Source organism: uncultured Shewanella sp., assembly GCF_947497935.1.
Taxonomy (GTDB): domain Bacteria; phylum Pseudomonadota; class Gammaproteobacteria; order Enterobacterales; family Shewanellaceae; genus Shewanella.
On record NZ_CANMIO010000003.1, the window covers coordinates 315,420 to 341,634 of the forward strand.

Genomic DNA, 26,215 nt, shown 5'->3' on the forward strand with positions numbered 1-26,215 from the left:
AAGTCTTCCGAAAACTAATGTTAGAGTACTTACGATAGATTACTATAACTTGTAGCCGGTCGCCACAAGATAGACTTCACGCGATCGCGGCCGTGAAGAATCGGGCTTACGTGTTTTAACGGTTTTAAACGCCTCTTTAACCGCTTTCATGTATTCATCAAAGCCCTCCCCCTGAAAGACTTTAACCGCAAAGCTACCATTAGGTGCCAAAACTTGATGACACATATCTAAGGCAAGCTCTACTAAATACATGGCTCGAGGCTGATCAACACCACCTGACCCACTCATATTCGGTGCCATATCAGACAGCACCACATCAACCTTGGCATCGCCCACTCGAGTCAACAATGCGTCCAGTACTTTCTCTTCGCGAAAATCACCCTGTAGGAAATCAACACCGACAATAGGGTCCATAGGTAAAATATCGCACGCAATAACTTTACCCTTGTCTCCAGCCAACTTAACGGCAATTTGAGACCAACCACCCGGCGCGGCACCTAAATCGACAACAGTCATCCCCGGACGAATGAGTTTATCTTTTTCTTGGATCTCTTCAATCTTAAAGGCCGCACGCGACCTTAAACCGCGCTTTTGCGACAGTTTGACATAGTGATCGTCGAAATGTTCCTGCATCCAGCGAGAAGAACTGGCTGTTCGTTTTTTTCCTGACATTTAAAATCCGCAACAAAATTGAGAGTTACACAAAGCCTATATAAGGGTAGAATAGCGGGTTTTCAACAGTAACTCAGCATAAAGTTGGTATAAATGAACTTAACAACCAAACAAAAACAGCACTTAAAAGGCTTAGCGCACAGTCTCAAGCCTGTAGTGATGCTTGGTGGCAACGGCTTGACTGAGGGAGTGCTGGCTGAAATTGATAATGCACTTTCACATCATGAATTGATTAAAGTGAAAGTAGCCTCTGGTGACAGAGAGCTTAAAAACGCTATCGTAGATGCCATTGTACGTGAAACTCAAGCTGAAAAAGTACAGCTTATCGGTCACGTTTTAGTACTGTTTCGTCAGTCTGAAGAAATGAAAATTGCTGTGCCAAAGGCAAAGTAATTAGCAAAGACAGCTTTAAACTCTAAAGCTTTCAATGCAAGATAAATAAAAAGAGCCGCTGTTTTTACAGCGGCTCTTTTTTTGTCCAAGTTACTCACCTAATAACGTTACGGCACGTCGTTAATGGGCTCAACCTTGTAATGCTCTGCACTCACCTTTAAGTACTCAGGTAAACTGGTTCCTACTGAGATTGATGAGATAGTTCCAATTAATATTCCCAAGAACATCGCTATCGAAAATCCTTGAAGGGGGGCCCCTCCCATAATCCACAGCGCAGCAACCGTGAATAAAGTTGTCCCACTGGTCACCATAGTGCGCGAAAAGGTTGCTTGTACTGCACTACTGCAAATTTCATCTATCGCCGCCTTGGGCTTAGCAATAAGCACTTCCCTAACCCTATCTGCAATCACGATGGAATCGTTTAAGGAGTAACCTAAAATCGCCAGTACGGCAGCTAAAATAGTTAGATTAAATTCCATTTGAGTCAGCGAGAAAAACGCTAATACAAAGATAACATCATGAAACAGCGCTAATAACGCACCGCTAGCGAGGCGCCACTCAAAGCGAAAACTCAAATAGCCCAAGATACATAACATCGCGGCTAAAAGCGCTAAACCGCCCTGCTCTGCTAACTCTTGACCTATTTGTGGTCCAACAATGCTCGAATTAAGTACTTCGACTCGATCAGTTAATGGTGCAAGCACTGTACGTATATCGGCTTCTGACGCATCATCGACTTTAGCGTAGCGCAGCACCCAACGACCCGGCTCGCCTGCAGAAATCACACTCACCTCTTGCTGTGAATCTTTACCAAGTAACTCACTTATTTGAGTGGCTTTAATATTCGGTTCGAGTTTCACCTCTGTCACTACGCCACCGGTAAAGTCCAAACCTAGATTAAAACCATTGGTCAAGATGATGCCAATTGAAGCAAGCATGATCAGCACAGAGAAAACACTCGATAGGTAACGAGCTTTGGTTAACTTGCTTAGGTTACTCATATTTTTAAACTTCATATTACACCTTCACGTTACGACTAAAATCACGACCATATACCCAGTTAACTAGCGCTCTGGATGCAAATATTCCAGTAAACATGCTAGTAAGTAGCCCTAGCCCTAGGGTTAAGGCAAAACCCTGAATAGGCCCATTACCTATGGCATAAAGCACTACCGCGGTGATCATGGTGGTAAAGTTAGCGTCTATAATGGTTGAAAATGCACTATCAAAGCCTCTATCTATCGCGTGAGCAAAGCTTCTCCCCTCTTTTAATTTATCCTTAATTCGTTCAAAGATAAGTACGTTAGTATCAACCGCCATGCCGACAGTAAGCACTAACCCAGCAATACCTGGTAACGTCAAAACAGCACCGGGAATTAACGCCATCAACCCAAAAATAAGGATCATATTGGCCATCAGCGCCACATTGGCAATCCAGCCTAAACGACGGTACCAAAGACCCATAAACAACAAAGTGATTGCCATACCTAATGCAAGCGCTGAAAAACCGTTAGTAATATTTTCTTCACCTAGGCTTGGACCAATTGTACGCTCCTCAACTATGGTCACAGGTGCCGTCATTGAGCCAGCTCTCAATAACAATGCCAACTGCTGAGCAGCAGCATAATCACGAGAACCAGTGACGCTAAAACGGTCACCTAATTGCGATTGGATGGTCGCAACGCTAATGACCTCAGTGGTTTGTCTAATTTTCCCCTCATCATCGCGGCTATATTCGCTATATGAGGTCGCCATCGGCTTGCCGATATTGTCTCGAGAAAAGTCTGACATCATGCCGCCGCCATCGCGATCAAGGTGGATCACCACTTCTGGTAAGCCCATTTCACCTAGTGATGCCCTCGCATCAACGATATGCTCTCCTCCCAAAACCGCACGTCTTGCCACATAAACAGGCTGGCCCTGCTCATCCTTGAGCGTCTTAGCATTGACAGAACCCGGCTGCATGACCTGATAGAAGGCAAGGCTTGCAGTTGCGCCAATCACAGACTTAGCCGCGGCGGGATCTTGAACACCAGGAAGTTCGATGCGGATGCGATGCTCGCCTTGACGTTGAACCACAGCTTCAGTGATCCCTAACTGCTCAATACGGCTACGCATGATCTGCAGATTTTGCTTAACGGTGAGGTCTCGAATATTAATCTTCTCAGCTTCAGTCATAGCAACACTCAAAGACTGTTCACCTGAGTTAGACATTTGCCAATTTGGATATTGTTTGTTGATAAACTGCCTAACCGCCCCTCTTTGCTCGAGTTCTTGAGTCGAAACCTGCACACTCCCATCGACTTGCTGCTGAACGGTCACCCCATATAAAGACTCTTGACGTACAAACTGCCTTACCGACTCAATAAAGGTGTTGTATTGCAGCTTGTAGACAGGCTCAATCTCAACATCAAGCAAAAACTGCACCCCGCCACGCAGATCAAGTCCCAGCTTAATTGGCGAGAACCCAAGAGATAATAACCAGTTTGGCGCTGCGGGCGCTAAGGTTAGAGTTACCTCTGTTGGATCTTTTACCTGGTTGCTAAGGAGTGTTTTAAGTTGGCTCTGCTGCGAGTTATCATCTATCACAATCAAGGTCTGCCCTGAAGATTGATCGATTCGCTTAACCTTGACACCTTGGGATACCAGTAACTGATGAAGCTCTAAAGCATTGACCTTCAAACCCGCTTCTTTACTGATCTGAACGGCGGCATCCTCACCAAAAAATGTCGGAAGTGCGCTGAACAACATGATGATAATAGTGACCACTAACAATACATATTTCCATGCAGAGTAGTGGTTTAAAATAGTCGTATTTTTCTGTTCTCTCATAATTCTATTGCTCTTTAAATTACCTAAGTCGCGATGATGGCTTGCTGCAGTCCGCTTCAAATTGGTTATTGGTGAGCAGAGTCAGGGCAACATCGCAGTCATTGCTATCGAGCGCAGCAACAGCTATAGAGCCATCTAGAATAGAGGCTTGAGCGGTATGACGATCCGTTACTTGTCCTCCCCCAAAACGGAGTATTGAGGGAATTAGAGAAGGTAAACACACGACGAAGCGTGAAGCATAAACTTCCTAAACAGGTAAAGGGTCTCTCGATAGGTAAGCCAAAACAGGCTTATGGAACTTAGCTAAATGAGCGAGCTTGAGAAAAACGATACAGAAGGTTGGACTCTTTCCATGCACAGAGTCTATGGGAGGGGCTTTTGATATGCAGCAACCAATCAAGGGCCGGCACAAAATCCATACGATAGCCAACGGTTAAAGAGGGCACCGCTGGAGAAACAAATTCAAATACGAGAAGATAATCGGGACGTGTTTGTTGCAGGTCATGCTGAGAGAAACTGACAAAACGTTGAGAAACTAAAGGGGCATACTCGGAATCATGACTTTGCTTCTTCTGGGCATGATTATCTTTTAGCGCGACCGAATTGACATCAGAAGTGTTTAACACTGGCAATATGTCCGCCACTGCCAACACTCTGCTTTGCTGCTGATCATTAACGTGCGTAACTCCCCATGTATCGACATGAGTCTGGTTTTGCTCAGACGCATTTGCACACATAGGCGTGAGAAGTAATCCTCCTATGAATAACAAAATGAATCCAAACCGTACCAATAATTGCACTTAACTTCCTAATATCTCTCGTTTGTGACATACATACTAAACAGTGTATCGCGCAGACACAAACCTTTTAACTAGCAAAGGTGTGCCACAAATAATAAAGCCGCAAAAAAGCGGCTTTATTCAACTCTCTAACCTTAATCTCAGGTTAAGGCTAGATATATTCAACTTTGATGACTTCAAAATCGTTAGTGCCACCCGGCGTTACGATTGAGATCTCGTCATCTAAGTTCTTACCAATTAAGCCACGGGCAATTGGTGAGCTCACTGACAGCAGGTTTTCTCTAATGTTAGCTTCATCTTCACCCACAATGCGATACGTCACTTCTTCTTCTGTATCAACATTTAAAATGGTAACAGTAGAACCGAAGATTACACGGCCATTGTTAGCCATAGTGGTCACATCGATGATTTGTGCGTGAGATAGCTTACCTTCAATATCTCGCACGCGCGCTTCGCATAAACCTTGCTCTTCACGGGCAGCGTGATATTCAGCATTTTCTTTTAAGTCGCCTAATTCGCGCGCTTCGCCAATTGCTTCTGCAATCTTTGGACGACGCTCAAATTTAAGGTGATCTAATTCTTTGCGCAGCTGTGCAGCACCGACAATGGTCATTGGAACCGTACTCATAAGCTTCTTTCGTCTCCTTTAAAACAAAAGCAGGCCTTACTCAACATTAAAAGTTGAGAAGGTAAAATCTGGTGGAATTACGTTATTGTAAACGTAGAGGGCAATCGATGCACCTTAATCTGTACTTGCACGCGAACTAGCACTCAAGCTAGTCATACAGTATTTGATTCAAATGGCGATACAAGACAGTAGAGCTTACTCAACCTTCTACAGAGTTGCTAGCAAAGCAGCATAAATATTTATTTAATGTCTGCTCTATCGCAGCGATTACCGTTAAACAATAAAAAAGGCCGCTATTAGCGGCCTTTTTATTCAAGCTTCGCTTAACTTACTTAGTAATGCGCTTGTGCAGCTCTTGTACTGACGTCACATTTGAGCGGTCATCCGCTGAATGAGCCATACAAGTTGCAAATGCAGCATTCAAAGTCGTTGTGTAGTTCACCTTGTAACGCAGTGCACCACGACGTAGCTGACGTGAATCTTCAATCGCCTTACGACCTTCAGTCGTGTTAACGATGTAGGTGTACTCACCGTTCTTGATACGGTCAAGAATATGAGGACGGCCTTCATGTACCTTGTTCACTAGACGTGGGTTAATACCCGCTTCGCCTAAGATAACCGCGGTGCCATGGGTTGCATCGATTTCATAACCTAGTGCAATTAGCTGCGCTGCTAAATCAGCTACGCGTGCTTTATCGCTGTTACGTACAGATAGTAATGCACGGCCAGACTTAGGTACTTCAGATGTCGCACCAAGCTGTGCTTTAGCATACGCTTCAGCAAACGTGTCACCCACACCCATCACTTCACCCGTTGAGCGCATCTCAGGGCCGAGTAGTGGATCAACACCTGGGAACTTGTTAAACGGCAAGACCACTTCTTTTACAGAGAAGAATGGTGGAATAACTTCCTTGGTGAAGTTCTGTGATTTAAGGCTTTGACCTGCCATCACACGCGCAGCAATCTTAGCTAATGGAACGCCTGTTGCTTTCGATACAAATGGCACGGTACGCGCTGCACGAGGGTTAACTTCAATCATGTAGATCTCGTTATCCTTCACCGCAAACTGCACGTTCATTAGGCCAATTACGCCAAGTTCCATTGCAAGTTTACCCACTTGCTCACGCATGCGGTCTTGAATGTCTTGGCTTAAGCTATATGGAGGCAGTGAACAACCAGAATCACCAGAGTGAACACCCGCTTGCTCGATATGCTCCATGATTGAGCCAATCACAACGGTTTCGCCATCGCATACTGCATCGATGTCGATTTCAATTGCGTTATCTAAGAAGCAATCAAGTAGTACTGGAGACGCGTTAGACACACTTACCGCTTCATTAAAGTAGCGACGTAAGTCTTGCTCGTCGTATACGATTTCCATCGCCCGGCCACCTAGTACATAAGATGGACGAACCACTAGCGGATAACCGATACGCTCTGCAGAAATAACAGCGCCTTCAACAGTGGTTACTGTATCGTTTTCTGGCTGCTTCATGCCTAAACGTTCAATCGCTTGCTGGAAACGCTCACGGTCTTCCGCGCGGTCGATTGCATCTGGGCTCGTACCAATAATCGGTACACCAGCAGCTTCAAGGTCACGTGCTAGTTTAAGTGGTGTTTGACCACCGTACTGCACGATAACGCCTTTTGGCTTCTCGATACGCACGATTTCAAGCACATCTTCAAATGTCACTGACTCGAAGTACAAACGATCTGATGTGTCGTAGTCGGTAGAAACCGTTTCAGGGTTACAGTTAACCATGATGGTTTCATAGCCGTCTTCACGTAGCGCTAACGCCGCGTGCACACAACAGTAATCAAACTCAATACCTTGACCAATACGGTTTGGACCGCCACCTAGTACCATGATTTTGTCACGGTTAGACGGGTTGGCTTCACACTCTTCTTCATAAGTAGAGTACATGTAAGCCGTATCAGTTGAGAATTCAGCCGCACAGGTATCAACACGCTTGTAAACTGGGTGGATTTCGAAACGAGTACGTAGCTTACGTACTTCAGTTTCGCTTACACCAGCAAGTGCTGCTAGACGCGAATCTGCAAAACCTTTGCGCTTTAGTTGACGTAATGTGTGTTCATTTAGACCTGCAAGGCCATTCTCAGCCACTTCTGCTTCAGACTTTAATAGATCTTCAAGCTGAACAAGGAACCAAGGGTCGATGTTAGTTAGACCAAAGATATCTTCAACAGAAAGACCAGCGCGGAATGCATCAGCAATGTACCAAATACGGTCAGCACCTGGCTCTTTCAGCTCATGACGAATACGAGTTAGCGCTTCGCTATCAGCTAGGTCGATGTGTGGGCATAAACCATTCTTGCCTACTTCAAGACCACGAAGGGCTTTTTGCAATGACTCTTGGAACGTACGACCAATTGCCATTACTTCACCCACAGACTTCATCTGTGTGGTTAGACGATCGTTTGCACCAGCAAACTTCTCGAAGTTAAAGCGAGGAACCTTAGTTACCACGTAATCGATTGCTGGTTCAAATGACGCAGGTGTTGCGCCGCCAGTAATGTCATTGCTTAGTTCATCAAGAGTGAAACCAACCGCTAGCTTAGCTGCGATCTTAGCAATCGGGAAACCTGTCGCTTTAGATGCTAATGCAGATGAGCGTGATACACGTGGGTTCATCTCGATGATAACCATACGGCCATCCTTCGGATTGATACCAAACTGAACGTTTGAACCACCGGTTTCAACACCAATTTCACGTAGCACTGCTAGCGATGCATTACGCATCAATTGGTATTCTTTGTCTGTCAATGTTTGCGCTGGCGCAACAGTGATTGAGTCACCGGTGTGCACGCCCATTGGGTCGAAGTTTTCGATAGAACAAACAATAATACAGTTATCGTTGCGGTCACGGACCACTTCCATCTCGTACTCTTTCCAACCAATCAAAGATTCGTCGATAAGCAGTTCGTTAGTTGGCGATAACTCTAGACCTTGAGAACAGATATCCTCAAACTCTTCTTTGTTATAAGCGATACCACCGCCGCTGCCACCCATGGTGAAAGACGGACGAATAATACATGGGAAGCCAACTTGGTCTAATACACCGTAAGCTTCTTCCATTGTATGTGCGATACCTGCACGCGGACACTCAAGGCCAATCGACTTCATTGCCTTATCAAAACGGCTGCGGTCTTCCGCTTTGTCGATTGCATCGGCTGTTGCGCCAATCATATCAACATTAAACTCTTTTAGTACGCCGCGGCTTTCAAGCTCTAGGGCACAGTTAAGTGCAGTCTGGCCGCCCATTGTTGGCAAAATTGCGTCAGGACGCTCTTTAGCAATAATGTTACGTACCACTTCCCAGTGAATCGGTTCGATGTATGTCGCATCGGCCATCTCTGGGTCAGTCATAATCGTTGCAGGGTTAGAGTTAACTAGAATAACTCGGTAGCCTTCTTCGCGTAGGGCTTTACAGGCTTGGGCGCCTGAGTAGTCAAACTCACAGGCTTGACCAATTACGATTGGTCCAGCACCTAGGATAAGAATACTCTTTATATCTGTACGTTTTGGCATTGCTTAAATCTTCTCCCGGATGAATTTACTACTTGGCGTTTTTACGGTACAACTCAATCAAATCAATGAAGTGATTGAATAACGGTGCTGCATCGTGTGGTCCAGGGCTCGCCTCTGGGTGGCCTTGGAAACTAAATGCAGGCTTATCAGTTAGGTGAATACCTTGCAAAGAGCCATCAAACAGTGACTTATGCGTCACCTTAATGTTGGCTGGCAGTGTTGCTTCATCAGCGGCAAAACCGTGGTTTTGGCTGGTGATCATCACATTACCTTGCTCGATATTGCTCACTGGGTGGTTAGCACCATGGTGACCAAACTTCATTTTCAGTGTTTTAGCACCTGAAGCTAGCGCGAGTAACTGGTGACCTAAACAGATACCAAAAACTGGAATATCAGTTTTTAAGATCTCTTGAATCGCAGCAATCGCATAATCACATGGCTCTGGGTCGCCAGGACCGTTTGATAGGAAAACCCCATCAGGATTCATCGCTAGCACTTCGCTAGCAGGAGTTTGAGCAGGAACAACTGTTACGTCACAACCGCGGTCAACTAACATACGTAGGATGTTGCGCTTAACACCATAGTCGTAAGCAACCACTTTATACTTAAGTTCAGCTTCAGGAGTGTCAGATGGCAAACCGCCAACTAAACGCCAGCTACCGCTGCGCCATGAGTATGTTTCGTTTGTGGTGACTTCTTTAGCTAAATCCATGCCTTTAAGACCAGGGAAGGCTTTAGCTGCAGCTAGCGCTTTAGCTTCATCTAAATCACCAACCATGATGCAACCGGCTTGGGCACCTTTTTCGCGTAGGATACGAGTTAATTTACGAGTATCGATATCAGCAATACCAACAACGTTGTTAGCGATCAAATAATCGCTTAAAGATTGCTGATTTCGAAAGTTACTTGCGACTAATGGCAAGTCTCGAATGATAAGGCCACAAGCATGAACAGAATCAGATTCTGTATCTTCTTCATTGGTACCAGTATTACCAATATGTGGATAAGTGAGGGTGACCATTTGACGTGAATATGATGGATCAGTCAAAATTTCTTGGTAACCAGTCATTGAAGTGTTAAATACTACTTCACCAACAGACATCCCTTCAGCACCAATTGCAGTGCCAGAAAAAATTGTTCCATCTTCAAGTACGAGTAAGGCAGACTTTGTCAACGCGACCTCCGGAAAGAGCCAAATCATTGAAATTAATTGTTTTTTATATGTTTTTAAGATACCAACTTTCGCTAAAATGCAAAATTTTGACAAATTCCGCCGATTTTATATGTAAAATTCAAACCTGTCCATAGTACAGATAAGGAATTTGTCAAAAAAATTTTTTAGCAAAAAAAAACCGCTAATAGCGGTTTTAAATAGTTATGCTTTCAAGCCTAAAACTTGCTGCATATCGTAGAGCCCTGCATCTTGCTCAACCAACCAAGTTGCTGCGCGCATTGCGCCATTGGCAAAGGTCATACGGCTAGACGCTTTATGGGTGATCTCTAAACGCTCACCGATATCGGCAAATAACGCAGTGTGTTCACCAACGATGTCACCAGCACGAACTGTCGCGAAACCTATGGTTCCTCTGTCACGTTCACCGGTAATGCCTTCACGGCCATAAACTGCGCACTTCTCAAGATCACGCCCTAAGGTTTCGGCAATGACTTCGCCCATCTTAAGTGCTGTTCCTGAGGGGGCATCTTTCTTATATCTATGGTGACCTTCAATGATCTCAATATCACTGTAATGACCCATCACCTCGGCAGCCACTTCAAGCAGCTTCCACATTAGGTTAACGCCAACAGCCATATTCGGCGCCATTACAATAGGGATCTGATCAGCATAGGCTGAGATTTGCTCTTTTTGAGCATGATTGAACCCGGTAGTACCGATAACGATTGCTTTGCCGTTTCTCGCACACCAGTCTGTATGGACTACAGAAGCTTCTGGCGAGGTAAAGTCGATAAGCACATCAAAATCATCTACCGCTTTATCGAGTGAGTCGGTGATAGCAACATTCATAGCACCAACACCAGCAAGTTCGCCCGCATCGACGCCCATTAGGGTCGATCCAGCACGCTCAATCGCTGCGCCTAACAAAATAACTTCATTTTGCTTGGCCGCTTCAATAAGAGTACGTCCCATACGACCACTGCCGCCGGTGATTGCCACTCTTACTCGTTCAGTCATCTCAGTTTCTCCCTGCAAATGTCAAAAAAAAGCCTAAGTATTAACTTAGGCTTATTGTCTTTATTAGAGAATATCTAATAATTCAACTTCAAATACTAAAGTTGAGTATGGTGGGATCGCAGCACCTGCGCCGCGCTCACCGTATGCTAGGTGCTGTGGTACAAACAGTCTCCACTTAGAACCTGTAGGCATAAGTTGTAGTGCTTCAGTCCAGCCAGCGATAACGCCAGAAACTGGGAATTCAGCTGGCTCACCACGAGCTACTGAGCTATCAAATACATCACCAGAGATGAAAGTACCGTGATAGTGAGTACGTACTGTAGAGTCGTAACCAGGCTTGTCACCATTACCTTCGGTAATGATTTCGTATTGTAGACCTGAATCCAAAGTTACAACGCCTTCACGTGCGCCGTTGTCTGCAAGGTACTTATCACCTTCTTCAGATGCAGCAGCTGCAGCAGCTTCTTGAACTTTCTGGATACGCTGGCTGATTTCAGTGAATGCAATTTGCATATCTTGCATAGATACAACACTTTCTTTACCTTCGAAAGCGTCAGATAGACCCAATTGAACAGCAGAAATATCGATACCTTCAAACGAGTTAGCGGCTAGTTGCTCACCTAGTTGACGACCAACACCGTAGCTTGCTTGACCTTCAATTGTACTGAACTTATCAGACATAATGATTGTACTCTCAATGATTCAATGAATTTTCGCGCCGAACTTTATCATAATTTCTGTGATATTGCCCTAAAAACTGTCGCTATTCTGGTCTTTGACAAGTATTTTTCACGCTGGATTTATTAGCTTGATATAAAGGCTGCGCTTTCGCCTGCATTTTCTGCAATTGTGCGATGCGCTGTCCATGTGACGGGTGAGTCGAAAGCAGCTCTGGCCCCTGCTCTCCACCCACTTTTGACATATTTTGCCAAAGCTCAACACTCGCCGCGGGATCAAACCCCGCTTTTGCCATCAGCTCCACACCGATAACGTCGGCTTCCGACTCCTGACTACGACCATAAGGTAAGATGTAACCCACCTGTACCCCTAACCCCAAAGCTGCCATGTACAATTCTTTGTCGGCGATACCGCCAGCACCTAAGGCTAAATCGGCGAGCTGCATACCCGCGCCGGTCATTTGTGCCCGTGATACTTGCTCATTACTGTGGTTAGCAAGTACATGCGCCACTTCATGACCTATGACTGTGGCAAGTTGATCTTGGTTAACTGCCACATCAAGCAAGCCGGTATATACCCCTATATGTCCACCAGGTAATGCAAACGCATTGACTTGATCAGACTCAAACACCACCACTTCCCAAGGTAAGCTTTGATCCGGTAATGCTTGAGTGATTCGATTGGCGACGCATTTAACATAAGTGTTTAGCGCCTTATCTTGGCTCACTTTCTCTTGCTGCTTTATTTGCGAAAATGACTCATCGCCAAGCTGCGACATCTCTTGATTAGAAAACAGTAAGGTTTGTCCGCGTCCTGTTGGTGATTGAGTGGTTGCGCAACCCGTTAAAAACAACGTAGCGCTCAGCAGTAACAGTATTGCTTTCATATATTGCTAGCCTCTATTTTTATATTTTCTACTTTTGTCTAGTTTCAGATAATAAAAAGCCCCGCGATTGCGAGGCTTAAATTATATACTGAATAAATTCAGTTCTAGCTATTCAGATCTTGAAAAAACTTCTTAACACCATCGAAGAAACCTTCAGCCTTTGGGCTATGCTTCTTTGACTGACCCGTTAAAGTGTCTTCAAATTCACGAAGTAACTCTTTTTGACGCTCGTTAAGGTTGACTGGCGTTTCCATCACAACCTTACATAGCAAGTCACCGACAGCATGGCTACGAACTGACTTAACGCCTTTGCCGCGCATACGGAACATACGACCAGTTTGCGTTTCTGCAGGGATCTTAAGGTTAACTTTGCCATCAAGTGTTGGCACTTCAATCTCGCCGCCAAGGGCTGCCTTGCTGAACGAGATAGGCACTTCACAATAAAGGTTGTTACCATCACGCTGGAAGATTGCATGCTCGCGCACGCTCACCTGTACATATAGATCACCTGGAGGTGCACCGTACTCGCCCGCTTCACCTTCGCCTGATAGTCGAATGCGATCGCCGGTATCGACACCTGCTGGGATCTTAACAGATAGGGTCTTGCTCTTTTCAACGCGACCTTCACCATGACACTTGTTACAAGGATCTTTAATGATCTTGCCGCGGCCATGACAGGTAGGACAAGCCTGCTGCACGGCGAAGAAACCTTGACGCATCTGTACTTGGCCTTGACCATGACAGGTACCACAAGTGGTTGGCGAAGAGCCTTTCTTAGCGCCGCTACCATCACATGAATCACAGGCTGCGAGTGTTGGAATACGCAATTCTTTAGTTAAACCGCGAACCGCTTCTTCTAGAGACAGCTCCAGGTTGTAACGCAAGTCGCTGCCGCGCGCCGCTTGACGCTGACCACCACGGCGTCCACCACCGAAGATGTCACCAAATACATCGCCAAATACGTCGCCGAAATCGGCGCCGCCACCGAAACCACCACCGCCACGATTTGGATCGACACCTGCATGACCAAATTGATCATAAGCCGCTTTCTTATCGCCGTCGGTTAGAATTTCGTAGGCTTCTTTTGCTTCTTTAAAGCTGGCCTCAGCCGCTTTGTCACCCGGATTGCGGTCAGGGTGGAATTTCATTGCTAAACGCTTATAAGCTTTCTTAATTTCGCGTTCGCTGGCGTCACGTCCGACACCTAATACTTCGTAATAATCGCGCTTTGACATAATGTTTAATTTCTTTAGCTAAAGTTGCACAAACGGGCGTTAGAGTTTCCTCATAACGCCCGCTACAATAATTTAGGAGTTACCCGTCATTATTTTTTGTCGTCTTTAACTTCTTCAAACTCAGCGTCAACTACGTCATCTTCAGGCTTAGCCGCTTTCGCTTCGCCTTCTGGTTGACCTTGCTGTGCTTGCGCTTTAGCTTGAGCGATTTCCATTAGCTTAGCAGACGCTTCCATTAGCTCTTGAGTAGATTTTTCAATCGCTTCTTTGTCATTGCCTTTAACAGCAGTTTCAACGTTAGCCATTGCAGCTTCAATCTTCTCTTTCTCGTCAGCTGGTAGTGCTTCGCCCGCTTCTTCAATCTGCTTCTTAGTGCCGTGAACCATGCCATCAGCTTGGTTACGCGCTTGAACTAGCTCTTCAAACTTAGCATCTTCGTCAGCGTGTGCTTCAGCATCGCGAACCATAGCTTCAACTTCTTCATCACTTAGACCTGAAGAGGCTTTGATAGTGATGTTTTGTGCTTTACCCGTCTTCTTGTCTGTAGCAGATACATGCAAGATACCGTCAGCATCGATGTCGAAAGCAACTTCAATTTGTGGCATGCCACGTGGAGCAGCTTCAATACCTTCTAGGTTGAATTGACCTAGAGACTTGTTACCGCTTGATTGCTTACGCTCACCTTGAAGTACGTGAATTGTTACAGCACTTTGGTTGTCGTCAGCAGTCGAGAAAGTTTGTGAAGCTTTAGTCGGGATAGTGGTGTTCTTCTCGATAAGCTTAGTCATTACGCTACCCATAGTCTCAATACCTAGAGACAGTGGAGTAACGTCTAGTAGCAATACGTCTTTAACGTCGCCAGATAGAACGCCCGCTTGAACTGCAGCACCGATAGCAACCGCTTCGTCTGGGTTAACGTCTTGACGTAGTTCTTTGCCAAAGAATGCAGATACTTCTTCACGAACTTTAGGCATACGAGTCTGACCACCAACAAGGATAACCTCGTTGATATCTGAAACAGATAGGTCAGCATCGGCTAGAGCCACTTTTAGAGGCTCTAAAGAACGCTTGATTAAGTCTTCAACTAGTGACTCAAGTTTTGCACGAGTGATTTTAACCACTAAGTGCTTAGGACCTGTTGCATCGGCAGTGATGTATGGCAGATTAACTTCAGTTTGAGTTGTGCTTGATAGTTCGATCTTCGCTTTTTCAGCCGCTTCTTTTAGACGCTGCATCGCTAGTGGATCGTTACGTAGGTCAAGACCTTGCTCTTTTTTGAACTCGTCAGCAAGATACTTAATCATACGGTTATCAAAGTCTTCACCACCTAAGTGAGTGTCACCGTTAGTCGCAAGTACTTCAAACGTTTGCTCGCCATCAACGCTGTCGATTTCGATGATAGAGATATCGAATGTACCACCACCTAAGTCGTATACAGCAACGATGTTGTCGCCTTGCTTCTTATCGATACCGTAAGCAAGTGCTGCAGCAGTTGGTTCGTTGATAATACGCTTAACTTCAAGACCCGCGATGCGACCCGCATCTTTAGTTGCTTGACGTTGTGAATCGTTAAAGTAAGCAGGAACAGTAATAACCGCTTCAGTTACTTCTTCACCTAGGAAATCTTCTGCAGTCTTCTTCATCTTCTTCAAGATTTCAGCAGAGATTTGTGGTGGAGCCATTTTCTTGCCTTGCGCTTCAACCCATGCGTCGCCGTTGTCAGCGCCGATGATTTTGAATGGCATGATATCAACGTCACGTTGAACTTCGTCATCTTTAAAACGACGACCAATAAGACGCTTAATAGCAAATACTGTGTTAGTTGGGTTTGTTACAGCCTGACGCTTTGCAGACTGGCCAACTAAAGTTTCATCAGCAGTGTATGCGATGATTGAGGGTGTAGTACGATCGCCTTCAGCATTCTCCAATACGCGCGCTTTGTCGCCATCTAATACTGCAACACAAGAGTTAGTTGTGCCTAAATCGATACCAATAATTCTACCCATGGAGTCCTCCGAAAAACTTTTAAAAACTAAATTTGTTATCTGGTTATTGAAATGGGGACAGACCGAATACTTTTCAAGTCTTTTTTTTCATCCCAAATCGTCTCTTAACCCCTATATTGGGACGTTTAGAGTGAATACAAGGGATAAATTAAAAATTATCTTAAGAATGCATTAATTTGATCTGTGACTCGTTCGCAAATCGAGCCAAAACGTATAATGGATACAATCTAAGAGGTAGCGTATTAACTTGATTCGTCAGCAATCAATGTGCGCTTAGTTTTCATCTCATTTTGTAGAGTAGTAAATGAAATCATCCCATCAAGCATATCTGTTTGGTATCGGTGCCATTTTCTTATGGTCGACCGTCGCGACAGCGTTTAAGTTAGCATTGGCACACTATACCCCGTTGCAATTGGTGTTCGTTGCCGTCACAACATCAATATTTGCTTTAGGCGCTATCCTTATCGCCCAGAGAAAGTTGCCACTGATCAAACAGCAATTTCTTCAAAGGCCCTTGTTCTATCTTCAAACGGGATTATTGAATCCCTTTTTATACTACTTAGTGTTATTTAAAGCTTACGATCTGTTGCCGGCTCAGCAAGCACTGTCGCTTAATTATACTTGGGCCATTTTGTTGCCCTTGTTATCGGTACCTTTACTTGGTCAGAAATTGAGAAAGAGTGATATTACCGCGGCATTGGTAGCCTACTGTGGGGTGTTCTTTATTGCGACTAAAGGCAATATAACCAACTTTCAATTCGAGAGCATGGCAGGTGTTGCTTTAGCACTAACTAGCACAGTGCTGTGGTCACTCTACTGGATCGTTAATACCAAAGATAAGGGCGATCCCGTAGTTAGCCTACTGCTTAGCTTTTTAGTAGGGCTACCTTTTATCCTAGTCGCACTCATGATGACCCAGTCGCTACCTAGTTTAGATATGAAGGCACTGTTTGCCGGCGTCTATGTTGGATTATTTGAAATGGGTGTGACTTTTGTACTTTGGCTTGTAGCCTTAAAGAAGGCTGAACGCACAGCCAGTATCAGCACGCTAGTATTTATTACCCCTGTGATGTCGATAGGCTTTATCGCTTGGATCTTACAAGAGAGCATCGAAAAATCGACATACATAGGGCTCGGGCTAATTATATTCGCATTGGTACTACAGCAAATATTGCCTAAAGTCGGCCAATGGCGTACAAGAAAACGTATTTCAGCTTAAGTGTCATAGACTGAATAAGTAGAAAGTATGAAGCCGAACCTAGTGTTCGGCTTTTTTGTCTTATAAAAAAATATTGGGCTAGACTTCAGTGAAGGCTCATCAAGTAAGACATAATGATAAGGTCTGGGTAACAAGGTTTTCTCCCTTGTAATCAAAAATCTTATTTAAAGGTGCCTAAGCGGCTTGAATGCTCGCTTTTTTAGAATAATCACTACTTTTTTGTAAAGCCAATTGTAAATAGGGCTAGGCATAGGTATAAAGTAACAACTGCGTAACAAAACGGATATTAGTTATGTATTACAAATATATGGATGCACTTAAATTTTTTAGACAACCTAAAGTAACTGGATTTATCAGGTTAAGTTCTATGTTAATAGCCGTCGCGATGCTATTAAATGAATTGCAGCAGGAGCGATCTTATTCTTGGTATTTTGCTTTTCTTTACTGCTTCTTTTTAATTCCCACACTCTACTTTACCCGTGAGAACCGATATCGGCACTTCTTTCATATGCGAGACATTCTCAAACCCTTTAGGATCTATACAGCTTTGATGACCATCACTTATTTGGTGTTATACGTCCACCAGATCATCACATACTAAGCTTGTCCACCTTTAGCCAGGCTTGCTTATGCTTTCATGCATTAGTGCATTAGTACCAACCCTATTCGAACCAGCTCTGCCCATAAAAAAAGCCGCTCAAGGCGGCTTTATTATGTAGGCTGTTAAAGCCATTAGCGAACGGTGTAATCTCCCCAGGCTAACCACTTATAGGTGGTTAGTGCTTCTAGACCCATAGGTCCACGAGCATGCAATTTTTGGGTACTCACAGCCACTTCAGCACCTAGCCCAAACTCACCGCCATCGGTGAAGCGGGTACTTGCGTTCACATAAACGGCGGCTGAATCAACCGCATTCATAAACTCACTGGCAGTATGAATATTGTCGGTCAGAATCGACTCTGAATGACCGCTTGAGAAAGTTCGGATATGCTCAACAGCGCTGTCGAGATCAGCAACAACCTTGATCCCCAATGTCAGCGACAGCCACTCAGTAGCAAAGGTTTCTTCATTAGCCGCGTTAACCTCAATCCCCTCACTGCCTAGAATGACTTGCGTCTGCTCACAGCCATAAAACTTTACGCCTAAACCACTAAGGTGTTTAGCCAAGACAGGGATGAAAGCTTTAGCATGGCAGGCATGAATAAGCACGGTATCAAGCGCATTACACACAGTTGGGCGTTGCACTTTCGCGTTTTCAATCACAGCAACCGCTTTCTCAAGATTGGCCGCAGCATCTACATAGATATGACAAATACCAATACCACCTAAAATAACCGGAATGGTGGCTTGCTCTGCACATAAACGCTGTAAGTTTTGCCCACCACGAGGCACGATCATATCGACGTACTTATCGAGTTTAAGCAGGCCGGAGACTAAGGCTCTGTCTGGGTTATCAATCAACTGTACGCAATCTTCAGATAAACCTTGCTCTAACATAGCAGAGCGGATCACCTTACAGAGTGCTTTGTTTGATGACAGCGTTTCTTTACCGCCGCGTAGAATAACCGCATTACCGGTTTTTAGTGCTAATACAGCGATATCGACGGTCACATTTGGACGCGCTTCATAAATAACCCCGATGACACCTAAAGGCACACGACGGCGCGATAAGCGTAAACCGTTATCGAGTAAGCGGCTATCGATTTCACTGCCAACGGGATCGGTCAACCCAATCACGTTATCGATGTCGCTAATCACGCCCATCAGTCTGGTTTCATCGAGAAGTAAACGGTCAATCATGGCATCCGATAAGCCATTAGCCTTCGCATCGGCAACATCTTGCTGATTGGCCGCGACGATGTCATCTTTTGCAGCCGTCAGTTTATTAGCGATACAGCGAAGTAGCGCTGACTTTTGCTGACCCGATAGCGTGGCCAAAGCATAACTCGCCTGTTTAGCGTTTTGGCCTAAAGCCGTTAAATATTCGTCGTTATTCATAACACCACCATGTCGTTGCGGTGAACCACTGCATCACCATAATCATATCCTAACACCTCTTCGATGCTATCAGAGTGCTTACCAGCGAGCTTAGTCACATCAACAGAACCATAGCGACTCATGCCTTTAGCATATACCTTGCCCTTGCTATCAATCAGTTCAATGGTATCACCACGTTGGAATAGCCCTTTGACCTCAGTGATCCCTTTAGAAAGCAAGCTTCTGCCCTTCTCAGTGACCGCGCCAATCGCACCGCTGTCTATAACGAGCTGACCACGAGCTTTCGGGCCGGCTAAGATCCACTGCTTGCGGCTCTCTAGAGGGTGTTCAAGTGCAGTAAAGTGGGTTCCAACTGGCTTTTTACACACTACATTTTGAATCACATCTTTGTGATGACCCGAGGCAATAACCACCTCAATACCCGCGCGACGCGCAATATCAGCCGCTTCGAGCTTAGTCGCCATGCCGCCCGTACCTAAACCGGAAACGGCGCCGCCAGCCAACATACGCAAGCTATCATCGATATTCTGCACTTCTGTGATTAACTTAGCATCTGGATTCTTACGCGGATCGGCATCGAACAAGCCTTTCTGATCCGTCAATAAAATCAATAAATCCGCATCGCATAGCAGCGCAGCTCGTGCAGACAAATTATCATTGTCGCCCACTTTAATTTCAGCAGTTGCTACGGCGTCATTCTCGTTAATAATCGGGATAATGCCATTGTTAAGTAAGGCATTGAGTGAGTCCCTAGCGTTTAAATAACGTTCTCTATCATGTAAGTCGGCACGAGTTAGCAGTAGCTGACCAACATGCAAACCATAGATACTAAACAGCTGAGACCAAGCAAGGATTAACTGACTTTGACCGACTGCTGCAAGTAATTGTTTACTCGCTATGGTATCGGGTAATTTGGGGTAGCCTAAATGCTCTTTACCTGCGGCTATCGCACCAGAAGTACACAATACGACTTCGACACCCGCTTTCATCAAGCAGGCCATCTGTCTTGCTAATTCAACCATGTGTGCCTTATCTAACTTTAAACTGCCAGATGTCAGTACACTTGTTCCCAATTTAACCACTACGCGGCGGTAACCAATCTCACTTAAGTTCATTATTTGCTAACAAAATTACATTGAATAAATCCTTATACCCAATCTAGGTTTGAAATGGTAGTAAGCACCAACAAAGAAACTAAAAAAAATGGCTGAATTAGATGTTTCCTGTCGTAATTGCGGGAAATTTAGCAGAACGTTGAAATTTAACGTCAAAATTATTAACAGCCATATCGATTTTGCTACAGTAAAAAAGCCACACAGAGTGTGGCTTTTTATCGATAATTCACCTGTAAGCAATACGCTAAAAACAGATAGCGCAGAGTTAACCGTAGATAAATTTAGCAATAAACAATGCGGCTAAGATCACCACACCTAGGCTTAAATCTTTATAGCGGCCACTCATCAACTTAATCACCGCATAAGAGATGAAGCCCATCGCGATCCCTGTTGCAATCGAGAAGCTCAGCGGCATCAATATGCATACAACCACAACTGGGGCGGCTTCGGTAATATCTTCCCATTCAACATGTACAAGGCCAGACATCATAAGGATTGCCACGTAAAATAGCGTTCCTGCAGTTGCATACGCAGGTACCATGCCCGCCAATGGCGAGATAAATAATGCTCCTAAAAATAGCACTCCCACAACAACGGCTGTTAACCCAGTACGCCCCCCCGCACTGACGCCAGCGGTACTTTCAACATAACTCGTCGTGGTTGATGTGCCCAGCATAGCCCCCGCAATAGTCGCCGTGCTGTCGGCTGTTAACGCGCGGTTTAAGCGGGGTAAACGGCCTTTATCATCTAAGAAGCCACCACGCTGAGCGACGGCCACTAAGGTACCCGAGGTATCAAACAGATCCACGAAAAGAAAAGCAAAGACCACAGATAACATGCTGACTTCAAGCACGCCAGACAGGTCCATTTTCATAAACGTCGGCATGATGGATGGCGGCGCAGAAACAATACCTTGATACTGCACATCGCCAAACAGTAGGCCCAGTAATGTAATCGCTAGAATGCTGACAACCACGGCGGATTTCATTCCGTGGTGCACCATGGCAATAATTAAGAAGAAACCTAACGCCGCCATTACCGCAGGAAACGAAGTGATGTCGCCCATAGTCACTAAAGTCGCAGGGCTACTCACTACAATTCCGGCACTTTTAAGGCCTAATAAGGCCAAGAACAAGCCGATACCCGCGGCAATACCGATTCGCAGCGACATAGGAATGCTATTAACAATCCACTCTCGAATACGCACTAAAGACAGAACTAAGAAACAGATCCCCGATAGGAATACAGCACCTAAGGCAGTTTCCCATGAGTAACCCATCTCGCCAACTACGGTATAAGTGAAGAAAGCGTTGAGCCCCATACCTGGTGCCAGCGCAATCGGGTAGTTAGCCACTAAGCCCATGACTAAACAACCGATGGCGGCTGCTAAGCAAGTCGCAACAAAAACGGCGCCATGATCCATCCCTGCATCGGCCAGCATCATAGGATTAACGAAAATAATATAAGCCATAGTCAAGAAGGTCGTGAGTCCCGCGATAACTTCTTGCTTAAGCGTTGTTTGATTTTGTTTTAATTTGAATAGTTTTTCTAACATGGAACTAAGTCCCTTGGTTTTTATTATATTGATTTGTAGGGTGTATTCATTGCTAACCTAAGCAAGACTTTTCGAGTTAGCAAACAATCATTGTTTGAATCAGCGTGAGCCTAGGTTAACAAGGTATCAATGTGGATATGTACAAAAGTTGTTCAAAATGTACATTCGCAGCGATTATACGGAGGGTTTACGCCTGAGACCAGTAATTTCAAACACATGTTTGTTTTTGAGTTTACCAACTCTGGAGGATGCTTAGTTTAGCTTAAGTCAGTTTTAGTCAGATTTAGCGATCTGATTGTTTTGTAGTTGATAACAATTAATATGTCAGCTATTAAAGTTAAACTTCGTCTAAAAATTGAAGCAATCAAACTTCGTTTGATAAAAGATCGTGAACTTCCAGCTCACACTCGGCCAAGAAGGGGTCAACAGCAACCCCCTCTTGGATCTCCCCTGCCGCCCCAGACGAAGTTACATGCATTAGATACGGGCCTCATGCTTATGGATAAATCGCTATCGCTTCCGATGGGGCATCCTGCCCCGCGAAAGCTACGCCGACATCCCTGTCGGCATCACGCGATTTATTCCAACACACTTCGGCAACTTCGATGGGGAATAGGTGTTTTCTGTTAGCCTAATATGACATGCAGCTTTTTACGTTTTGATTAAAGCTATAAAGCTCTCTTAACTCGCTTTTGGACAAAAATGCGTTAGAGCCGTTACTCTAAAGCGTTTATATCGGATTAGGAAAAGTATCTTGAAACCTTAAACGATAGTTGCCTGTGTGAGAAAGGTGGTTGTGATACTAAATTCAATGTTAATAGACTGTGTAATGTAGGACAAAGATAGCGCCAAAAATCAGCTATTGACGCCATAGTCTCTTTCCTATGGCTTCATTCAGACTCTGGCGTTAGCCAGCAACGACCTTGCCATTCGTATTACCTTCCCCTTAGTTGGGGTGATTCAGACTTCTATCAGCTTTGCTGGGCAAACAAAAAAGCCACTACTGAGTAGTGGCTTTTGGGAGAGAGTGAGATTTTGCTACTTAGACGCGTCTAAGAATCGTTGATAACGCTCTTCACCTTTAAGCAGTTTTGCACGCTCAACATCATCAAATACACCAATCGTTGGCATCTCCTTATCATGGCAAGAGGCACAGGCGTTTGGCAGTACCGCAGCAGAGGTACATACAAATGCATTTGGTACAAATGGGCCATCAGCATGACAAGCAGGTCCCCAGCTCACAGCCATATCAAAGTAAGCTTGTTGCTGTGGGTCGCTACCTTCATTGCGGCTATATGGCACTAATGCATCATAGTTCGCAAGTGATTCAGTAGGTGTTATCACCTCAAAATCATGGCTGTTGTTATCCCACATAAAGGCCACTGAGCTAATCGCTGTTGAGTGACAGTCCATACAGGTTGCTCCTACCATATCGTGGATCGGCATTTTATGATCGGCACCTTTATCATGGCAGTTCTGGCATAGTTTATCTGGGTTGTCCGCAGGAGCGTTAACTTCCATGCTGTGTGGGTTGTGACAATCACTACACGCCACCTGCATTTCAGCATGTTTTGAACCATTGTACTCGACCACTGAGTTTTTCTGACCTTTAATCCGATCAGTACCTAGCCATACACCTTGGGTATCAAAGGTAGTGAAGTCTAGTACGCGATCGCCCACCTTAAATGTCTTACCAAGCTCAGTAGTTGGGTTGCCTGCATCATCCAATACAAATTGATATAACTGCGAGTATTGTTTTAAATCATGATGTTTCGACATTTGGTGGCACTGCACACAGCTGTCATTTTTCTGCTCAAAGGTCAGCTTAGCTGGGTTAGTAATATCATCGCCATTCATCGAAGTGGCATGAATAGAGCCGGCATTGTGGCATTTCTCACAGGAGATACCATCTTCCACTTCACCACTGTGCATGTTGCCTTTGCTCACCAACATGCCGTAGTAGTCATTCTCCTCCCAGCCCATCACCTTAGAGCCTGTCGTATGACAAGTCATGCACTGGTTTTCCCAGCTCATTTTATGTAACTCGTCGGCGACAATAGCGCCATTACTATGAACGTCATCCATCTTTTTAAGGCTACCGTCAGCGTTCCAAAACACTGAACTGGTGTAGAAGCCGCTAAAGTAGCTTCTGCCTTCATAGTTCACCCAAGCAAATGGCATGGTAAGGCCGATGGCATCTTGTGGATCGGCAGACTTTTGCTCGTAGTCATAACTGATAAACTGTTTGGAAGTCGTCGATGAAATACCGTCAATGCGATAAGTTTGACTATTATCAGGATTCACTTTATCAAGCAAAATCACATAGTATTTACCGTCATCACCTTTGTATGTGGTAATACTATTATTGGCTTTATATTTTATTTGATGAGTTATCGGGTCAGCTTCAGTGCCCCAGTCTAACTCAGGAATAATTGCTTCAATGGTTTTATCGGCATCACCAGTATACAAGCTGCGATAATCGTCAGCGTGGGTGGTGTCTTTCCACTCATTGTATTGGCTAGAATGGCATGTCTTACAGGTTTGCGCCGTAACAAAAGTAGCCTCTTGTTCTGGCGGTTGTTCTTTGGCTTCAACGGTAATGGTAATGGTTGAGCTTGCCTCTAGGTCGCCATCGGAAATGGTATAGCTATAGGTTTGCTCACCCACTTTGTCATCATCGGCTGAATAGTACACCACATGGTTGTTGTCTATTTCTAAATCACTGGCGGACACCACGGTTAGCTCATCACCATCCAGGTCGCTATCATTGGCTAATACGTCAATCACAACGGTACTGCCTTGTGTCACCGTGGCAACATCTGGCATCGCTATAGGCGCCTGGTTTTCAGGCACTTCAACGGGCGTATCATCATCACTATTACAACCGAACATTATCGGTAATATTGCTAAGCACACTACACTTAATTTTCTCATGTTCATCACCTTTACGTCTTATAATAGGCTTATTGAATAAACCTTCTATTAACAGGTTAATGACACAGAAAATTGCTTCAATTAGCAAAATTGTCCCCCCAATACCTTATGTGATTAACGTCACATGCCAAGCACACATATTTAACTTTTTGCTTACTCGAACACGGTAAGCTAAAAAGTATCTCGCTACAATAATCGTCAATGCTAGGTACTTACCTCCATAAAGAGGTAGTTACCACACAAGGAGTTCAATATGCATAAACACAGTCTGGGGAAGGCTCAGTCTGAATTAGAGTAAGGGTGAATACCTATGATTAAGTATAGTGTTAGACCTGCGGCGGCAACGCAGAAATTGTTAAGCTATTGTGACGACACTCGGTTTGCGATGCCGGCAAAGTTTGATCATTTCAAAACCCTAGAACCGACTGACCTTATCAGTGGCCAAACAATTTTTGCCGCCCTAGACACAGTGGAAAAACACAGTGACGACAAGCTGTTTTACAACAACTTAGAGCCTTATATTCATGGGGATGAAGGCAGCATGGCCAAAAATTTAGGTGTACAGGCTAAAACCCCTGCTGAAATGTTGGTGAGCTTTGCCAAGATCTATTCAAGTAAATTAAGCTCAACCAAGCTGCAACTGCTAGAAACCGATACTGAAATCAAACTCATTTCACCGCGCTTCACTAATCATGCAATATTGAAATATGGTGATCTGATGTTGCACACCACCATTAAAAGTATCTTGTCGCCGTTTATGAGCTTAAAAAACCAAGATATCAATATCGAACTGCCTTTCGATAAACGTTTTTATGGTAAATACGCGGACAAGTTTGAAACGGTCTACTTTGACACTAACGCATTCGCTGTAACCATTAAAAAGCATGCATCTGAAAGCAATCTTATTAGTCATGTGCAGCTCAACACCCCCTTACCAGTGCAGCAACAGATCACAGCGGCAGCCAATATGCTACCGCCGGATCAACTGTCAATCAGCAATATTGCATTTATACTCGGTTGTAGCGAAAGACAGCTGCTAAAAACACTGTACACTATCAAGGTGCCGGCGACACAAGCACTGCAAAAAATCAAATTCCAACGCCTCAAAAGTCAATTGGTACGTGAAAACTGGAATCTAAAAAAGGCCGCCGCCGACTTTGGTTATAAAGATCAAAGTGGCATTACCAAACTATTTAAAAATATCGTTAACCTTACTCCTAAGGCGTATAGAGAACAATTATGAAACAAAGCCATCAAGTTATCTCGACCTTTATCTGAGCTTACTCGTCACTGAGATGGAAAGGTTTTATCACATAGATGCTTTTAAATTGATTATCTTGATGATAATGCCAATGTTGCTCAAAGATCTAATCTAAATAGGCTGCACAAAGTCTGTATTGGGTTAGCAAATTTGGCCACAGAGTTTGAGCTCTAGACATGAGGAAAAATAAGCCAAAATGCAGATGCTTTAAATCATGATCAATCTCGCTCTGGCTTGCTTTGGGGCATTTTCAAGTTAGAAA

The 26,215-nt window shown here is 44.6% G+C and carries 19 protein-coding genes; 3 read left to right on the forward strand and 16 right to left on the reverse strand.

All coding sequences use genetic code 11. The annotated features are described in order from the left end of the window. Positions 1-42: 42 nt before the first annotated feature. Positions 43-672 (reverse strand): 23S rRNA (uridine(2552)-2'-O)-methyltransferase RlmE, encoded by a 630-nt coding sequence (rlmE, locus tag Q1A86_RS05260; RefSeq protein WP_220761635.1) that lies wholly within the window; start codon positions 670-672, stop codon positions 43-45. A 93-nt stretch (positions 673-765) separates the two neighbouring features. Between rlmE and yhbY the strand changes: the two genes are divergently transcribed. Further along, entirely contained in the window at positions 766-1,065 is a 300-nt protein-coding gene (yhbY, locus tag Q1A86_RS05265; RefSeq protein WP_202721862.1) for a ribosome assembly RNA-binding protein YhbY, read from the forward strand. Between the two features lie 107 nt (positions 1,066-1,172). On the opposite strand, the gene secF is transcribed toward yhbY, so the two are convergent. From secF to dnaK, 11 genes are all read right to left on the reverse strand, one after another. Beyond that, on the reverse strand, positions 1,173-2,066 hold the full coding sequence (secF, locus tag Q1A86_RS05270; RefSeq protein WP_299803924.1) for a protein translocase subunit SecF: 894 nt from the start codon (positions 2,064-2,066) through the stop codon (positions 1,173-1,175). A 16-nt stretch (positions 2,067-2,082) separates the two neighbouring features. Beyond that, positions 2,083-3,897 carry a protein translocase subunit SecD gene (gene secD / locus Q1A86_RS05275; protein WP_299803756.1) on the reverse strand — a complete coding sequence of 605 codons (1,815 nt, stop codon included), beginning with the start codon at positions 3,895-3,897 and terminating at the stop codon, positions 2,083-2,085. 299 nt (positions 3,898-4,196) lie between these two features. Continuing rightward, a complete protein-coding gene (locus Q1A86_RS05280; RefSeq protein WP_299803758.1) occupies positions 4,197-4,667 on the reverse strand; it encodes a hypothetical protein in 471 nt (156 codons plus the stop codon). A 181-nt stretch (positions 4,668-4,848) separates the two neighbouring features. Then, complete coding sequence (gene greA / locus Q1A86_RS05285) at positions 4,849-5,325, reverse strand: transcription elongation factor GreA (RefSeq protein ID WP_299803760.1); 477 nt, start codon at positions 5,323-5,325, stop codon at positions 4,849-4,851. A gap of 328 nt (positions 5,326-5,653) precedes the next feature. After that, positions 5,654-8,875 carry a carbamoyl-phosphate synthase large subunit gene (gene carB, locus Q1A86_RS05290; protein WP_299803763.1) on the reverse strand — a complete coding sequence of 1,074 codons (3,222 nt, stop codon included), beginning with the start codon at positions 8,873-8,875 and terminating at the stop codon, positions 5,654-5,656. Positions 8,876-8,903: 28 nt separating this feature from the next. Next, entirely contained in the window at positions 8,904-10,076 is a 1,173-nt protein-coding gene (gene carA, locus Q1A86_RS05295; protein WP_220761615.1) for a glutamine-hydrolyzing carbamoyl-phosphate synthase small subunit, read from the reverse strand. A gap of 174 nt (positions 10,077-10,250) precedes the next feature. Then, positions 10,251-11,066, reverse strand: coding sequence for a 4-hydroxy-tetrahydrodipicolinate reductase (gene dapB, locus Q1A86_RS05300; RefSeq protein WP_299803767.1), 816 nt, complete (start codon positions 11,064-11,066; stop codon positions 10,251-10,253). Between the two features lie 63 nt (positions 11,067-11,129). Then, positions 11,130-11,747, reverse strand: a complete 618-nt coding sequence (locus tag Q1A86_RS05305) for an FKBP-type peptidyl-prolyl cis-trans isomerase (RefSeq protein ID WP_220761611.1) — start codon at positions 11,745-11,747, stop codon at positions 11,130-11,132. 82 nt (positions 11,748-11,829) lie between these two features. Continuing rightward, on the reverse strand, positions 11,830-12,630 hold the full coding sequence (locus tag Q1A86_RS05310) for a M48 family metallopeptidase (protein WP_299803774.1): 801 nt from the start codon (positions 12,628-12,630) through the stop codon (positions 11,830-11,832). A gap of 104 nt (positions 12,631-12,734) precedes the next feature. Next, positions 12,735-13,865 (reverse strand): molecular chaperone DnaJ, encoded by a 1,131-nt coding sequence (gene dnaJ, locus Q1A86_RS05315; RefSeq protein ID WP_299803777.1) that lies wholly within the window; start codon positions 13,863-13,865, stop codon positions 12,735-12,737. An 89-nt stretch (positions 13,866-13,954) separates the two neighbouring features. Beyond that, positions 13,955-15,871 carry a molecular chaperone DnaK gene (dnaK, locus tag Q1A86_RS05320; protein ID WP_299803779.1) on the reverse strand — a complete coding sequence of 639 codons (1,917 nt, stop codon included), beginning with the start codon at positions 15,869-15,871 and terminating at the stop codon, positions 13,955-13,957. A gap of 304 nt (positions 15,872-16,175) precedes the next feature. Between dnaK and Q1A86_RS05325 the strand changes: the two genes are divergently transcribed. Beyond that, positions 16,176-17,090 carry a DMT family transporter gene (locus tag Q1A86_RS05325; RefSeq protein ID WP_299803782.1) on the forward strand — a complete coding sequence of 305 codons (915 nt, stop codon included), beginning with the start codon at positions 16,176-16,178 and terminating at the stop codon, positions 17,088-17,090. A gap of 732 nt (positions 17,091-17,822) precedes the next feature. Here the strand turns inward: Q1A86_RS05325 and Q1A86_RS05330 are convergent. The 4 genes from Q1A86_RS05330 to Q1A86_RS05345 all read right to left on the reverse strand — a co-directional run bounded on the left by Q1A86_RS05330 (position 17,823) and on the right by Q1A86_RS05345 (position 24,692). Beyond that, entirely contained in the window at positions 17,823-19,088 is a 1,266-nt protein-coding gene (locus Q1A86_RS05330) for a glutamate-5-semialdehyde dehydrogenase (protein ID WP_299803785.1), read from the reverse strand. Beyond that, a complete protein-coding gene (gene proB, locus Q1A86_RS05335) occupies positions 19,085-20,203 on the reverse strand; it encodes a glutamate 5-kinase (protein WP_299803787.1) in 1,119 nt (372 codons plus the stop codon). The genes Q1A86_RS05330 and proB overlap by 4 nt, the downstream gene beginning before the upstream one ends. 265 nt (positions 20,204-20,468) lie before the next feature. Then, entirely contained in the window at positions 20,469-21,758 is a 1,290-nt protein-coding gene (locus Q1A86_RS05340; protein WP_299803789.1) for an NCS2 family permease, read from the reverse strand. Between the two features lie 1,038 nt (positions 21,759-22,796). Beyond that, entirely contained in the window at positions 22,797-24,692 is a 1,896-nt protein-coding gene (locus tag Q1A86_RS05345) for an Ig-like domain-containing protein (RefSeq protein WP_299803791.1), read from the reverse strand. Between the two features lie 310 nt (positions 24,693-25,002). Here Q1A86_RS05345 and Q1A86_RS05350 point away from each other — a divergent pair, with 310 nt between their 5' ends. After that, positions 25,003-25,935 (forward strand): AraC family transcriptional regulator, encoded by a 933-nt coding sequence (locus Q1A86_RS05350; protein ID WP_299803794.1) that lies wholly within the window; start codon positions 25,003-25,005, stop codon positions 25,933-25,935. Positions 25,936-26,215 lie beyond the last annotated feature (280 nt).